Here is a 14,973-nt window from a genome sequence, read left to right as displayed (position 1 = left end):
TGCGCCATTCGTAATCCGCAACCTATTTCTTCAGTTTCTCCGCGGCGGCATTGAGCTTGTCGCGGTCGTTGCCGACCCGCTTAATCGGGGCATCGGCCTGCTCTCTGCTGATACCGTGCTTGCGGGCGAAATAGTTGACCTCATAGCCTTCACCGCCGGAGACCTGCCTACGGTCTGCGGCGCCTCGCTTCGATCTGTTGTCCGCCACTATCGTCTCCCCTGTTCCATCGCTGCGCGGTCACGACGTTCGAGCTCTAACGCGTTGGGTCGTTTTGCGATCCTGAGCTGGGCAAGAAATTGGCGTTTCACCTGAAATCCCGCGTCTTGACCTTGATGTTGTCGATGTGGAGGTCGGGTATGTAGATGTCGCGGCTGCGCAGCCCCTTGGGCGGCAGCTCGCGCGGATCGGGTCCCGAGCCGCCATTGCGCACCTGGTCACCGCGGGCGTGCGGCACCGGAAAGCTGCCCTCGCGTTCGCCGACGCCGGCGAGCTCGGCGGAAAGGTCGAAGATGCGTCGCGCGACGAGGTGAACCACTTCGCCCTCACGCTGGAGGCGGGCCTTTACCGCGAACATGCCCGCCGACAGCGCCGAGCGCCGGAATGGGCTTGGAGAAGCCTTCAATTTGGTTGGAGCGATCATGCTGATTGCCGCGCGACATTGCAGCTATCTCCCGGTCGGTGCCCAAAGGCCGGTCCGGAAGCGGCCCATTCCGGTCGAAGCAGGGCAGCGGAAGCATTGAGTCAGCTTTGCGTAAACGCATACATCGTTGGGGATGCCGATCTCAGGCGGAATTTCCACTTATCGTCAATGCTCAGATCTCCGGGCCGGGCTCTTTTGCAACCAAAACATCACGGACACGTTGTGTTTAGTCCTTAATCAGGAGGAGGATGTCGTGAACGGAATAATCTACCTTGTTGGCCTCGTCGTGATCGTTTTGTTCATCTTATCATTTTTTGGACTTCGGTAAGATCATGGCCAAAATAGCCTCAAGGGAAAACGCTGCAGTGACCCCAAAAGTGGCTACATCGTCCTATCTTGAGTGGGGAGGCATATTTGGCGGGGGGGTCATCGCTTGCGCCATTTCGGTGGTTCTTCTGCAATTCGGGTCGAGCGCTGGTTTGGCGCTGGGTTCGCCGACTCTTCCCAACGGTGGCGCCTCCTGGAATGTGCTGGTGGCTGGGCTGTGGGTAGTTATCGTTGCTATAGCAAGCTCCGCAGCCGGCGGTTATGTGGCTGGACGAATGCGCACGCGCTGGGAAGATAGCAGCCAAAGTGAAAGCGAATTCCGCGATGGCATACACGGTATCGCAGTCTGGGCCCTAGCCACACTTGGAGCAGCATTTTTCTTGGCAATGATTGGTGGGCACGGCGCGGCCGCCGTGGTCAATCGCCCCGACGCGCAACTCAACGAAAGCACCGTGCGGCTTTCAGCCCACATAACTGCCATTTTTAGCTTCGCGACTGCTGCAGGCTCCGCGCTTGGCGCTGCGGCAGCATGGTTTGCAGCGATTACCGGAGGTGAACACCGCGATGAGGGAATCGCTTTTCACCACGTCGTACCGGTCTTATTGCGCAAGCGTTAGTGCGCAACAATCCACTCGCCCGCCCGGCTAACCAACCGTAGCTCCTCCAAGTCCAAATCGGACAGGCTGAAAACGGTCCCGGAGCCGCCGGACCGCAACGCCGTCATATCGACCACACAGCATCCCGTCGCACTGCCTAAAGCGGACGCCGTCGGCCGCAAGCTTATCAGTCGCCTGCTCGACAAAGATCTGACCTTTCAGTGTCCGCACTGCCAAGCCACGCTGGGTCGCCACGGCTGGAGGTCGACTGTAAACGAGTGAGGCCGCAGTGGGCCAGCTATTCGGGCCAGACGGATGGCCAGATCCTGAATGTCCGCGCGATCAAAGTCTGCGGCGATCGTGCGGCCCTGTTTACCGTCGATTATAGTCGCGACGAAATGCTCCCCTATGATCCCATCGTCGTTCGCATGGTATCATCGTTGAGGACCAATGTTGTTAACCAGGGTAGCAGCGTTGCAACACTATGACAGCTTCGCGCCGCAACCCGGTCATTCAACTTGCAAGGGCTGCTTCCCGAAAGCTAACATCGCTTCAACTACGCAGCCTTTCATACTTTAAAACAGACAATTCCAGCTTTCGACGACGTCAATGCGATTGGGCTCCAATGGTGCACTAAAGCTGGGGATGCAGTCGGCTGGCCAACCAATCCGTCACCTTTTCAGTCCAGGGGCGGGTTTGCCATTCCTCGAGACCGATCTGCTTACACCTTACCAGGTCCCGGTTGAACAGGTCGATTTGCGCGTGGGCAAAGTCCTTGCCATAGATGTTCAGATTAGCTTCGTCGTTAAGGCGAAGGGATCGCTCATCAAGATTGGCGGAGCCGAAGCTCGCCCAGACATCGTCGACGATCAGCAGCTTAGGATGGTACATGGTGGGCTGGAACTCATAAATCCGGACGCCTGCTTTGAGTAATTTACCCCAGAAATAGCGCGAGCCCTTTCGAACGATAGGAACGTCCGTCAGCGAATTGGGGACAATGATATCGACGATGACTCCCCTTTTTCGGGCGTCCAGTATCTGCTGCAGGGCGACGTCATCCGGAACGAAGTAAGCCATTCCGATACGCAAGTGGTTCTTGGCGGCAGCCATCGCAGCCAACATCATCAGCTCCATATTTTCGGAGCCATTCGGTTGCGAAGACAGGATAAGCTGAGCGCTCAGATTCCCCGCAGGTGTAAGCGGCGGGTAGAACTTCTCGCCCTGTAAAGTCTCGCCCGCGGTCTCCAGCCAGTTTTCGGCGAACGCCGCCTGGAAGGCTGCTACGGCAGGTCCCTCGATGCGGTAGTGCGTGTCACGCCACTCTGTCGGAATGCGGGCGTCTCCGAGCCAATTGTCCGCAATGCCGACCCCGCCGGTGAACGCGATCCGACCGTCGACGGTGAGCAGCTTGCGATGCGTTCGGTTATTCACCCGTTCCAGGGTGTACCAGTAGATGGGCCGGTAGCGCTGGAACCGCACGCCAGCGTTCGTCATGATATGGATCAGGTCTTCATCGAAGGGCAGACTGCCAAGCCAGTCGACGAGCACGCGAACCTCGACACCCTCCTGGGCTTTCGCCGCTAATGCGGTGGCGAATTCATAGCCGACCGACCCGGACCAATAGATGTAGGTTTCCATGTTGATGGTCGAGCGCGCAGTGTGGATGGCTTGCAGCATTGCTGGGAAGATTTCGTCGCCGTTGACCAGCGTCTGCACCGCGTTGGCCTCGAACATTTGTCCCAGGGAATAGCTCGCCATGCTCCTTGCGAATTGAGGATCCGCTGCGTCAAAACGGTGGGGAACGATTACGCGGATGGTCCGGGGATCGGGGATTAAGTTTATCACGACGACAGTGATCAAACTCGCGGCACTCGCAATTGCAACATACTTAATTACATCGAACCAACGACCGATCTTTCTTCTGAGTACGGTCGGCTTTTCCCGAGTCAACAATCTGCAAACCCCCTTACTCCCTGTGCAGCCCGCCCTGTGGAAGTGGCGATATGCAGCACAAGAACTTCGACTGCGACCGGAGGTTCCCAGCTGCGCCACAGGGCGTTACTATCGTTTGCGCACCGCATAATCCATGACTCGTAAATGGTGCGGCGGCTGCGGGCGGACTGAAATTGAGGCGCCATGAAGTTGCGAAGCCGGTGCGACGAGAACCTCATTTGCTCTGTCGCGCTCAGGTAACTAATGCCAGCGTCGCAGCCAAGGCTCGGAAACCCTTCAAGGGCGGCGGATAGACACTTGGCACATGAACAACGATTTTAACTCCTTGATCTGACCAGTCGCGTTCTGCCGAACCGTTGAGTAGCCGCTGAACGGTCGCTTCAGCAATGAGGGTCCTAAAGCCTGACCGGCGAACGGCCGTTCGGGCGGATCGGCCCTGCAATGACATCGCGGCACGACTTGTCATTGAAGCAGGCCTTCGGCACATGCCCGAAGCGATCTTTCAAGAAGCGGGGAACCAAATTGCCTATGAGCAGCTTCTTTTTTGAACGGCATGCCGTCATTCAAAAGGGAACTCGACATGGGCAGCACATCAGACAAGATCAAAGGCAAAGCCAACGAAGTCGCCGGCAAGGCACGCCAGGCCGTCGGTGGGGCCGCTGATGACCACGAGGAAAAGGCGAAGGGGAAAGTCCAGGAAGGCAAGGGCAAGGCTCAGGTAGCCAAGGGTCAAGCAAAGGACGCGGTGAAGAACCTCATCGACAAGGCCTAGCTGTCACGAAGGTGTGCCTGCAAGCCCGCGGCAACGCGGGCTTTTTTGTTAGCTGGATAGGATAGTGTCCGAGAATCGGAGCAGCGTCGATTGTTTTGGAGTGCTGAAAGAGCTAGCGCGTGCAGATCTGCAATGGCCCCCATGTCCAGCTTGGCGCGCATAAGGATTAGGCACCCTTCTAACCCTCATCCATACGATACCAGCAACCCCCGGCCTTTCAGACATCGCTGACCAAGTTGAGGCCGAGCTTCTTCTTGACCACCGCCGCAACAAGCCTCGTACCGAGCATGCCTACCAGTCTGTGGCTCCATCATCTTCTCGATCGTGGAGCCCTCTGCCAGGCATTTTGGTCCGCCGGAGTGCTCGGATCGTGCCGAGTGTCGCCATGATTCTTCGACGGCAACAAGGCGGTCGGCCTTCTCGACGTCTTGAATGCGCGCTCCCCCGTTTGGCTGCGCCACGCGAGGCCGGCTTCGCAAGGGGAGTTGAAGATCCTTTGATTGTGGGCCGACCCGACTGACTTACTCACTTGAGTCGACCCTGTTCAGACCGAACTGTGCGATGGGTCATTGCGAACACGCAGTCTATTTCTTCAGTTCGTCGGCGACGGCATTGAGCTTGTCGCGGGATTGCCGACCCGCTTGATCAGGGCATCGGCCTGCTCTCTGCTGACAATCGTGCTTGCGGGCGAAATAATGACCGCATAGCCTTCACCGCCGGAGATCTGCCGACGGTCTGAGGCGCCTCGCTTCGATTTGTTGTCTGCAATTGTCGTCTCCCCTGTTCCATAGCTGCGCCGTCACGAGGTTCGACTGTAATGCTTTGGTACGACTTGCGATCCTGAGCGGGCAAGAAATTCGGCGTTTCACCTGAAATCCCGCGTCTTAACCTTGATGTTGTCGATGTGGAGGTCGGGTATGTAGATGTCGCGGCTGCGCAGCCCCTTGGGCGGCAGCTCGCGCGGATCGGGTCCCGAGCCGCCATTGCGCACCTGGTCGCCGCGGGCGTGCGGCACGGGAAAGCTGCCCTCGCGTTCGCCGACGCTGGCGAGCTCGGCTGATAGATCGCTGATCTTGCGAGCCACGAGGTGGACCACTTCGCCCTCGCGCTGGATGCGGCCCCTTACCGCGATCATGCTCGCCGACAGAACGGTGCGCCGATGCTGCTCGAACACTTTCGGCCAGACGACCAGGTTCGCGATCCCGGTCTCGTCCTCAAGGGTGATGAACATCACGCCCTTGGCCGAGCCCGGGCGCTGCCGGACGAGTACTATGCCTGCCGCTTCCAGCCAGCGGCCGTCGCGCGTCTCCATCGCCTCGGCGCAGGAGACGATGCGGCGACGGCGAAGATCTTCGCGCAGGAAAGAGATCGGATGGCTGCGCAGCGTCAGGCCGATATGGCGGTAGTCTTCCACGACCTCGCCGCCGGCCGTCATCGGCCGAAGCACCACCGCCGGTTCATTGATCTCCGGAACGATCTCCGTCTCGCAGGCCGATGCGGCCGCGAACAGGGGCAGGGGCTCGTCGCGCAGCGCCTTGATCGCCCACAGCGCCTCGCGCCGCGCAAGACCAAGCGCCGGCCGGAACGCCTCGGCCTCGGCGAGCTGGACGAGCGCGGCCTGCGGCACGCCAGCGCGGCGCCACAGATCGTCGACGGAGGCGAATGGCTGGTCGGCGCGCGTGGCGACGATCGTGCTTGCATGGGCATTTGCGAGACCGCGCACCATGCGCAACCCAAGCCGGACGGCGAAATGTCCATCGCAAACAGGCTCGAGCGTGCAGTCCCAGCGCGAGGCGTTGACGCAGGCCGGCCGGACCTCGATCCCGTGCGCGGCCGCGTCGCGCACGATCTGCGCCGGCGCGTAGAAGCCCATCGGCTGGCTGTTCAACAGCGCCGTGCAGAACACGTCCGGGTGCCAGCATTTGAGCCAAGCCGAGGCATAGGCGATCAGCGCGAAAGAAGCGGCGTGGCTCTCTGGAAAACCGTAGGAGCCGAAGCCTTCGAGCTGCTTGAAAGTCTGCTCGGCGAAGGCGCGCTCGTAGCCATTGTCCACCATCCCGTTGATCAGCTTCGTCTTGAAGGACGACACGCCGCCGGTGAACTTGAAGGTGGCCATCGACTTGCGAAGCATATCTGCTTCGCCCGGCGTGAAGCCCGCGCATTCGATGGCAACTCGCATCGCCTGCTCCTGGAACAGCGGCACGCCGAGCGTCTTGCCGAGCACCTTCTCGAGCTCGGGCTTCGGGTAATGCACCGCCTCGATGCCTTCCCGGCGGCGCAGATAGGGGTGGACCATGTCGCCCTGGATCGGCCCGGGGCGCACGATCGCGACCTGCACCACGAGATCGTAGAAGGTCCTTGGCTTCAGCCGCGGCAGCATCGACATCTGCGCCCGGCTCTCGACCTGGAAGGTGCCGAGCGTATCGGCTTTCCTGATCATGGCGTAGGTGCGCGGATCCTCCGCCGGGATGGTGGCAAGGTCGAGCCGGATGTCCTTGCACTCGGCGAGGAGATCGAGGCCTTTCTTCATGCAGGTCAGCATGCCGAGCGCCAGCACGTCGACCTTCATGAATTTGAGCGCGTCGATATCGTCCTTGTCCCATTCGATCACCTGACGATCCTTCATGCTCGCCGGCTCGATCGGCACCAGATCGTCGAGCCGGTCATGGGTGAGCACGAAGCCGCCCGGATGCTGGCTGAGGTGACGCGGCGCGCCCATCAACTGACGCGCGAGCTCGAGCGTCAGTCGCAGCCGGCGATCGGCGAGGTTGAGATTGAGTTCTTCTACATGCCGCTCCTCCACGCCCTCTTCGGACCAGCCCCAGACCTGGCCGGAGAGCGCACGGATGAGATCCTCCGGCAGGCCGAGCGCCTTGCCGACATCGCGCAGCGCGCCCTTGGTGCGGTAGCGCACCACCGTCGAACACAACGCCGCGTGGTCGCGTCCATAGGTGTCGAACACCCATTGCATGACGATCTCGCGCCGCTCATGCTCGAAATCGACGTCGATGTCGGGCGGCTCGCGGCGCTCCTCGGAGACGAAACGCTCGAACAGAAGATCGTTGCGGCCGGGATCGATCGAGGTGATGCCAAGCACGTAACAGACCGCCGAATTGGCGGCGGAGCCGCGGCCCTGGCAAAGGATGTCTTTCGAGCGCGCGAAGCGCACGATCGCGTTCACGGTCAGGAAATAGGGTGCATAATCGAGCTTCTCGATCAGCCGCAATTCGTGGCGCAGCGAGCGGACGACACTGTCCGGCACGCCTTCCGGGTAGCGCGTCGCGGCGCCCTGCCAGGTCAGCTTTTCCAGCGCCTGCTGCGGTGTCAGCGATGGGTCGTCGCGCTCCTCCGGATATTGGTAGGCAAGCTCGTCGAGGGAGAACCGGCAGAGGTCGGCAATCTCGATCGTGTGCGCCAGTGCTTCCGGATAGCGTGCAAAAAGCCGGTGCATTTCCTGAGGCGGCTTGAGGTAACGGTCGGCATGCCGCTCGCGGCGCTCGCCGAGCGCGTCGATGGCGACGTTTTGCCGGATCGCGGTGACTACGTCCTGCAGGATGCGGCGCCCTGGCTCATGGAACAGCACGTCGTTGGTGACGACGCTCGGCACCTTCATCTTGAAGGCAAGCGCGGCCAGGTCGTGGATGCGAAGCTGGTCGTTGGGCCGGCGCCTGAGCGTCAGCGCCATATAGGCCCGATCGCCGAATGCCTCGCGCAGGTGTCTGAGGCGCAGGGCCAGGGTCTCATCGGCCAGATCGGGCAGGAGCACGGCGATGAGGCCTTCGCCATAGGCCACGACATCGCTCCATTCGAGATGGCATTTTCCCTTTCCGGCGCGTCCCTTGCCGAGCGAGAGCAGCCGGCAGAGCCGGGAATAGGCGTCGCGGTCCGTTGGATAGACCAGCAGCGAGAGTCCGTCGGTGAGGTCGAGCCGGCAGCCGACGATGAGGCGCACGCCGGTGGTCTTGGCCGCCTCGTGGGCGCGGACAATGCCGGCGAGGCTGTTGCGATCGGCGACGGCCAGCGCCTCGATGCCCATAAGCGCCGCCTGCGAGAACAGCTCTTCGGCCGAGGAGGCGCCGCGCAGGAAGCTGAAATGCGAGGTGACCTGCAGCTCGGCATAACGGACCTCGTTCATCCGAACACTCCGTGCAGGAACCACCGGTGCGAGCCGGTCGCCGCATCCTCGCCGTCGCCAGCGCGATAGAGCCAGTAGCGTTCCCCGGCGTCGTCCTCGACCCGGAAATAATCGCGCACCGCCACCAGCTCGGCGTCGCGCTTCCACCATTCGCCGAAGACCCGTTCCGGACCGTCCGCGCGCCTCACGCGCCGGCGCACCCCGCGCCAGGTGAAGGACACCGGCGGATGATCGGGCAACAGCGCCACCGTCTCGACCGGGTCCGGCTGCGGCAGCAGGCGCGCTGGCCGCGGCCAATGGCCGGGCCAGCCCGCGCCGGTGTCGGCCGCCATCGCCGGGATCTTGCTTGCCGAGCGCTCCGGGACGTCGCTGGCGACAGGCGCAAGGCGGTAGACGGCGCGCTCGCCGACGCGGTTTATCAGTGTATCGATGAGGTCGGACACATCGGGCACGGTCTCCTCGACGAGGGAGCTCACGGCCTGGCTGCGCTCCAGGGGTTCGGCCGCTGTCGTCGCCAGGACCATCATCTCGATGCCGAAGCCAGGCGCGATGGTTTCGATCTTGTCGCAAAGCAGCCGGGTGAGCCGCTTGGCGTCCCGGACCGGCACCGCCATACCGACACGGATCGCCTCGGCCTGGCTGTCGACGCGGTGGCAGATGAGATCGAGCCGGCGCGCGCCGAGGCCGCGCTGCTCCAACAGCGTGCAGAGCTGGACGACGAGCTTGCCGATATACCGCGCAATTGTCTCGGCCGCGCCAATCGGCTCGGCGAAGGCACGGCGGACTTCGACGATGTCGGGCGGCCGCACCGGATCGATCGGTTCGGCTGTGTTGCCAAGAGCCTGATCGATGCGGCGGCCGATCTCCGGGCCGACGCGCAGGGCAAGCGGCGCGCGCGGCTGTTTCAGGAGATCGCCGATCCATTGGAAGCCGAGCCTGCGCAGTTCGGCCGCCGTCGAAGGCGCGATCCGCAGCGCCTCGAGCGCAAGCGTTTCCACCACGGATTGGCCGTGGCCGGGTGGCGCGATGAACATGTCCTGGCCGCCATACCGGGCCAGCGCATGCGCCGCGCCCCAGCTGTCCGCGACTGCCGCGCGGGCGACGATGCCGGACATCGCCAGACGCCCGACCATGCCCTCCAGCATCGCGGTCTCGCCGCCATGGAGATGGTCGGCGCCTGTCGTGTCGACGACGATCCCATCGGGAGGATCGGGCGCTGCGACCGGCGCAAATCGAAGCATCCAGACGGCGAGCCGCTCGAGCGCCTCGGCATCTGCTTGCGGATCGGCGTCCTGGATCGCAAGGCCCGGCACCAGCACCTGCGCCTTCGTCACGGGTATGCCGGGGCGCAGGCCGGCGGCGAGTGCCGCGGCATCGGCGGCGAGCACCACGCGCCTGTTCTTGTCGCGGCCGATCAGGACGAGCGGGGCCTCAGCCGGCGGCGCTGCGTTGCCGGGCTTGCGCCGTACCCTGTCGGTCGGCCAGGTCGGCAGGAACAGCGAGACGACCCGTGCCATCGCACGCCTCCAATTCGAAATCGGCACTTTCACCCGCGCGGGCGCGGATCACTTCGACGAGCCAGCGATGCCGGCCGACGCCCGGCACAGGCAGCGGCGCCGAGGGCAGGACCGAGATGCGCCAGCGGGTCATGGCGGCCGTCGGCTGACCGAAATCGGCCGCCTCCGTCTGCCGGCGCCATCTCCGCAGCGCGATCCCGATCGTGTGGGCTTCTTCGGCGGCGAGCTGCAGCCGCCGCGAGGCCGTCATGGTCAGTCGCGCGACCTCACCGACAACCGCGCCCAGTCCGCCATGCCGGATGCCTTCTTCCATGCAGGCAAGGATTGTCTTGTCGTCGCCGGCCTCGACATAGATAACGCGATCCGGTTTCAGGCCGGCCTGCGCCAGCGCTGGGGCGAACAGGTCGGGCCGGGTGATGCACCACAAGACCTTGCCTCGCGTGCGCGCGGCCACACCGCCCGCAAACAGCGCCGCGGCCGCGCCATCGATGGCTCCATTGCCGCCGCCCGCGATTTCATGCAGCGCGCCGAGTGCCAGCCCACCACCCGGAAGTCGTGCATCTAGCTCGGCGATCCCGAAAGGAAGCACCGATCTGGCGCGCCGGCGCCGGCCCTCGATCTTTTCGATCCGCGCGCGCAACTCGTCTATGGCGGGCTCCGGCCGCAAGATGGTCGTTGACCTCCATGAAAGTGTGTACAAGCGTGTTCTCTATTTGTTCCATCATCGAGCGACGGGAGTCAAGTGGACCTAATCGTAGCGTAGGGTGCTCCCTTCATCGATGTGGAGCGAAAGGTCGCTATGCGCCGCCTATCTAGTCGTTTAGATCACCGCTGCGGGTTCCCAAGAGCAGACATAGCACTAGGTTGCACTCAGGTCGGGACCTCATTGAGGGAATAACTCGCTGACCTGGATCAGCGGACGCCGCTCTTCCGTGCCGCGCCGGAATTTGGCGGCAATGACCTCGTCGAGCGAAATACGCCGCCACAATGCATGGAAGACGTCCATGCCGTCCATTAGAATGACGCGCTTGGCATTAAAAGCGTGGAGACCCTCGACCGTGAACCCTGAGTAGGAGACGAATAGGCCACGCGTGCCTTCGAACCCGTCACCCGCTTTTTCCTGGAACGAACGTAGCGATGCGGCGTCGGTTCGCGCATTCGTCCATTTAGCTTCGATTAGGTAAACTGTGCCTCGGTGTTCGAAGCTGCCGTCGATCTGCTCGCCAATAAGTCTGAAAGAGGCCCGGGCATCCAGTCCCCAGCGTCGAACCACTTCTTGAGGAATCGTTCGAAGGCGTAGCCACGTGCCTGGGCGGCGTCCTCCATACTGTGCAGCCGGGCAAATTCGTCCTCAAGTTCTTGCAGCAGCCGCTCAATTGGACTGTTGTGTTGAGGTTGTATCGGTGCAGCCGATGTCGCGGTGGGATCCGGTGGAAGCGGCCTGCCGCCCAGACGCCGAAGCACCGCGTTCAGACGCTCGCGGCCACCGTTCACGGGATCCTTCTCGCCTCGTGAGATTAATCCGTCCTGACGATACTCCCATAGGGCAGTCAGCGCCTTCACTATGGCGGCCGGCTGGCCTGCTTGCAGGAAGGCCGACAGGTGCTTGCCCTTGGACTTACCGATGAAGCGGTATGCGTCGTCGTAGATTTCGATGCCGACTTCGTGCCGGAAGAACTCTTCGAAGGTCCGGTTGCTGAAATCGAGTACCCAGCCGCTGCTCATTCCGAACAGATCGTTCAATAGCCTCATCTCGACTGGTCTAAGCACTGCCATTCCGCAGCTTTCACTTTTGGCTGATTTTCAACGCGATTGCCGCGTGCCCGCAGACTCGCGGCAAACTTTACCACCACTGACGATCGGTTCACGCCGTCGACTAATGCCGCAGCAAGCCTTCCCATTCGGTCTATATTGCCAACAACATTGGCTCGAACTTCCGAAAGGTCGCGTCATATTCTGATGCCCGCACGACGGACCTGTCTTCAGTGAAAGTGATGACTTCGGCATCTGCTAGCGTGTTGCCATGAAGCGAGATCGTTCCGATGATGGTCTGTCCACCATTCGGCCGCTCAGGAAGGCCCCAACCGCCGCAACGGCGAGTGAACCAAGACCCACTCGCCCGGCAATCGCGTCGGGCGAGATTCCTTTAGGTCTGATCAGACCTTCGCGCAAATCGCAGGCCGGCACCGCCGCCGTTTTCCGGAAGGAATTCTATACCCGCTGCCTCGAACGCACGGCGGATCGCAGCAAGATTGTTTCTGTGGGGAATGCGAATACTTCTCTCGAAGTCCACTATCGTGGTCCTCGAAACAGCAGCTGCCTCGGCGAGGTCGCCCTGACTCCATTCGAGCATTGCTCTTGCAGCACGACACTGCTGAACAGAAATCGCTTCGCTCTCAAAATCGTTCTTTTTGGTTGACATAGGTCAAAAAAGCCGCTTTTAGTATGCAAGCCTACGGAAGTCATTGGTGAGGCCTGGCGGATAGCTTCGCTTGGCTCCACTGCACGACGTCGTTGATAGCTCAGAATCGTCCCTGATTCTGACAATAGCTACGACTTGTCCTTTCGTCACGAGCGAGAAAGGGGGCGGAGCGAGTGAGTGGAAATCGGCCAGCTTCGCAAACCTCATCAATCGTGGACAGCCAGCCGGCAGTGGACCCTGTCGTAGTACTATCTCTCGATTGGATTCATGCGCACGTTGCGATGTTGGCCTCGGGCGTGCGGCAGCAGCAGGTGGAGGAAGATCTTTTTGAGAGCGGTGCGGCCTTGTCTACGGGCGATGTCATCGTGCGCGGGGAGGGCGATATCCGCAATCCGGGCGATGTCGATGCCCGGACGGCGGAGAACGATAATGCTGACAAGGCCGACGCTCTGTTGGCTGAGATCGCGGCTACGCCCGCACAATCGTTGGCGGGTGTGATCGCCAAGCTTGCGGTCGTGGTTCGGGAAGCGAAGGACAACACCGACATCTTTGAATTTCCGCTGCCGCACATCCGCTCTGCATTGGCCGACCTGCGGCGCCTCGCTCATGACGCGATATGCGACCAGCCGGCCGGCTGGCCCGCCGGCGACCAGTCGATCGGCTCGCTGTTCGAGCAGCCTGCCTCGTCCTTCGCCGCCTGGCGCGCCTTCAGCGCATGGAGCCAAGGCGATGACGACGCCTATCGCACCTGGACAGAGATGTTCAAGACACTACAGGATGCGAGCCAGTAGGGATCGCAAACGTCGTGTTTGCGCGGGGCTCCTCGAGCGTTCTGTGAGCGGCGGATCGATCTTCACGTAACAAGATGTCCGAGCAATGGGCGCACCCGCCTCCGTTCCCGCTGTCACAGCCCTCTGTGCTCCCTTTGGCATCGGTCTTCCGGAAACGTGGAACCAATTGTCGACGAACAGATTCTCTTGCGGAGTGAATGCCTGAATCCAACAAGGGAGCGCGTCATGGGAAGCACATCGGACAAGGTTAAGGGCAACGCCAACGAAGTCGCCGGAAAGGCGCGCCAGGCCGTCGGCAAGGCCGTGGACAATCACGAGGAACAGGCCAAGGGCAAGGTTCAGGAAACCAAGGGCAAGGCGCAGGTCGCCAAGGGCCAGGTCAAGGACGCGGTGAAGAAGGTCGTCGACAAGGCCTGATTGTCAAGTATTCAACCATGAACAAGCCCGCGGCGACGCGGGCTTTTCCTTTGGGGAAGCGAAATGCGGATCGAGATATTGGCGGCATCGGTTGTTCGCGGTGCTGGCCACAAGCGCCCGGGCTCAAACGCCGGACGATCCGGCCGTCACCGCTTGCAAATCGACAGGTCTGCTGGCGCTGCAGGAGAAGTCCAAGGACATCAGCGATCTCGTCGTCGACATGGAGAGCGTCGCGGTCAGAGCCGAAACCAAAGTGGAAGATGTGCACGTCAAGGCGGCGATCCTGGGCGAGGCCTATACGCCCGCAGTCGCAAGACCGGAGCGCCTGATCGCTTTGTCTGCCTGCTCGGCGAGAAGGGCCAGGTGCAGTTGACCTTCTTCACCGCCCAGTGAGGCGATCATGAAGCGGGACATGCTCGGCCAAGCGGCCCTTTATTTGTCGTCCTTGTAAGCTTTCGCAGCATCGTCGATCTTGCGCCAGTCGTTACCGTGACGGCGCACCAGCTCACGCGCTTGGGCCGGTGAAATGTCATGCACTTCAACGACGTGTTTGACCTCGGCGTCCTCACCCTTCAGCGGTCGACTGCGGGCCCTTTTCGACGCACGCGCCGCCGATCCGTTGCGCGCGGTTGGTGCGCCGGCCCGCTGGTCTTGTGTCTCACTTGAGGGGAGATCCGCCGACGTTGTCAGCAAAGGGCCGCCAACCGTTAACGTCACGCCGGCCGACTCGAAGGCTTTGCGGACCGCGACAATCCTTTCAGCGCGGAGAATGCGCCTCCCGCTCTCGTAGTCGCGGATCGTGGCTTCGCTGAGATTGGACTTCGCAGCCAAGCGGACCTGAGACCAATCGAGCAGCGCGCGAGCAGCCCGGCAATAGGCTGGGGTGAACTCCCGCCGGTTCGCATCCTCGGCTTCTCCGGTTTCGTGTGGCTCCGTCATGGGAAGATGAACATTCAGCGAGGCTAAAATGTTCCGAAACGTGGCAAAGGCTGAACGGCCTTCCAGGCAAGCCGCCCAGCAGCATATGCATCGCAATACTTCTCGCTTGATTGCTCGCCGCCGGGTTCTCTCCTCGTCCGTTCGTCAATCACGGAATCCAAGGATTTCGCTCAACGTCGCGCCCCTCTATCAAATCATCGAGAAGGGAAGGATGCGGATGAAGCCGGATACATCGCAGTGGCGTGACCCACAGGCATATGCATTCATCAAAGGCGCCGCCGCCGATGAGATTGCCTGGGAGTTCCTGCGACGCAATCCACTGTATCAGCGGGACTTCGCAACCTCCCGCTCGGCTAAGGCGATGCGCGCGTTACGCAAGCGCTGGGGTTTGCAGTTTCGCCGCCCGGCCTGACCAGTCCGCGTTCGAGCAGCCCGTCTATTGGACGCCTCAGATCAACCCTGC

The 14,973-nt window shown here is 61.8% G+C and carries 16 protein-coding genes; 6 read left to right on the top strand and 10 right to left on the bottom strand.

The features are described from left to right. Positions 1-22 precede the first annotated feature (22 nt). The gene (locus CK219_RS24100; RefSeq protein ID WP_095769119.1) at positions 23-208 is read right to left on the bottom strand and encodes a DUF3606 domain-containing protein; all 186 of its coding nucleotides are present in this window, start codon (positions 206-208) and stop codon (positions 23-25) included. A gap of 97 nt (positions 209-305) precedes the next feature. Beyond that, on the bottom strand, positions 306-641 hold the full coding sequence (locus CK219_RS24095) for a hypothetical protein (protein WP_176477131.1): 336 nt from the start codon (positions 639-641) through the stop codon (positions 306-308). 332 nt (positions 642-973) lie between these two features. Here CK219_RS24095 and CK219_RS24085 point away from each other — a divergent pair, with 332 nt between their 5' ends. Next, entirely contained in the window at positions 974-1,585 is a 612-nt protein-coding gene (locus tag CK219_RS24085; RefSeq protein WP_141245402.1) for a hypothetical protein, read from the top strand. A 612-nt stretch (positions 1,586-2,197) separates the two neighbouring features. Here the strand turns inward: CK219_RS24085 and CK219_RS24075 are convergent. Further along, positions 2,198-3,322, bottom strand: a complete 1,125-nt coding sequence (locus CK219_RS24075; protein WP_245340600.1) for a phospholipase D-like domain-containing protein — start codon at positions 3,320-3,322, stop codon at positions 2,198-2,200. Positions 3,323-4,097: 775 nt separating this feature from the next. Between CK219_RS24075 and CK219_RS24070 the strand changes: the two genes are divergently transcribed. Then, positions 4,098-4,289, top strand: a complete 192-nt coding sequence (locus tag CK219_RS24070) for a CsbD family protein (protein ID WP_095769170.1) — start codon at positions 4,098-4,100, stop codon at positions 4,287-4,289. An 865-nt stretch (positions 4,290-5,154) separates the two neighbouring features. On the opposite strand, the gene CK219_RS24060 is transcribed toward CK219_RS24070, so the two are convergent. The 6 genes from CK219_RS24060 to CK219_RS24035 form a co-directional block, all read right to left on the bottom strand. Continuing rightward, positions 5,155-8,424, bottom strand: a complete 3,270-nt coding sequence (locus tag CK219_RS24060; RefSeq protein ID WP_095769115.1) for an error-prone DNA polymerase — start codon at positions 8,422-8,424, stop codon at positions 5,155-5,157. Next, on the bottom strand, positions 8,421-9,941 hold the full coding sequence (locus CK219_RS24055; RefSeq protein WP_095769114.1) for a DNA polymerase Y family protein: 1,521 nt from the start codon (positions 9,939-9,941) through the stop codon (positions 8,421-8,423). Before CK219_RS24055 ends, CK219_RS24060 begins: the two co-directional genes overlap by 4 nt. Beyond that, entirely contained in the window at positions 9,856-10,608 is a 753-nt protein-coding gene (locus CK219_RS24050; protein WP_095769113.1) for an ImuA family protein, read from the bottom strand. The genes CK219_RS24055 and CK219_RS24050 overlap by 86 nt, the downstream gene beginning before the upstream one ends. Before the next feature lie 216 nt (positions 10,609-10,824). After that, positions 10,825-10,956 (bottom strand): hypothetical protein, encoded by a 132-nt coding sequence (locus tag CK219_RS32655; RefSeq protein WP_280950919.1) that lies wholly within the window; start codon positions 10,954-10,956, stop codon positions 10,825-10,827. 161 nt (positions 10,957-11,117) lie between these two features. Further along, on the bottom strand, positions 11,118-11,684 hold the full coding sequence (locus CK219_RS24040; protein WP_176477129.1) for a hypothetical protein: 567 nt from the start codon (positions 11,682-11,684) through the stop codon (positions 11,118-11,120). Between the two features lie 403 nt (positions 11,685-12,087). Then, positions 12,088-12,363, bottom strand: a complete 276-nt coding sequence (locus CK219_RS24035; protein ID WP_245340599.1) for a helix-turn-helix domain-containing protein — start codon at positions 12,361-12,363, stop codon at positions 12,088-12,090. 230 nt (positions 12,364-12,593) lie between these two features. On the opposite strand from CK219_RS24035, the gene CK219_RS24030 reads away from it, so the two are divergent. The 3 genes from CK219_RS24030 (at position 12,594) to CK219_RS24020 (ending at position 13,944) form a co-directional block, all read left to right on the top strand. Next, a complete protein-coding gene (locus CK219_RS24030; protein WP_245340598.1) occupies positions 12,594-13,154 on the top strand; it encodes a hypothetical protein in 561 nt (186 codons plus the stop codon). A 225-nt stretch (positions 13,155-13,379) separates the two neighbouring features. After that, positions 13,380-13,571: a CsbD family protein gene (locus tag CK219_RS24025; protein ID WP_095769108.1), complete on the top strand. Its 192-nt coding sequence runs from the start codon at positions 13,380-13,382 to the stop codon at positions 13,569-13,571. 91 nt (positions 13,572-13,662) lie between these two features. Then, on the top strand, positions 13,663-13,944 hold the full coding sequence (locus tag CK219_RS24020) for a hypothetical protein (protein ID WP_245340597.1): 282 nt from the start codon (positions 13,663-13,665) through the stop codon (positions 13,942-13,944). A gap of 59 nt (positions 13,945-14,003) precedes the next feature. Here the strand turns inward: CK219_RS24020 and CK219_RS32345 are convergent, their stop codons facing one another. Then, on the bottom strand, positions 14,004-14,510 hold the full coding sequence (locus tag CK219_RS32345; RefSeq protein WP_245340596.1) for a helix-turn-helix transcriptional regulator: 507 nt from the start codon (positions 14,508-14,510) through the stop codon (positions 14,004-14,006). 28 nt (positions 14,511-14,538) lie between these two features. On the opposite strand from CK219_RS32345, the gene CK219_RS32340 reads away from it, so the two are divergent. Next, positions 14,539-14,922: a DUF6499 domain-containing protein gene (locus CK219_RS32340; protein ID WP_245340595.1), complete on the top strand. Its 384-nt coding sequence runs from the start codon at positions 14,539-14,541 to the stop codon at positions 14,920-14,922. Positions 14,923-14,973 lie beyond the last annotated feature (51 nt).

Origin of the sequence: Mesorhizobium sp. WSM4313, assembly GCF_002294725.1 — a bacterium.
Lineage (GTDB): Bacteria > Pseudomonadota > Alphaproteobacteria > Rhizobiales > Rhizobiaceae > Mesorhizobium.
This window is presented reverse-complemented; position numbering and strand designations above follow the sequence as displayed.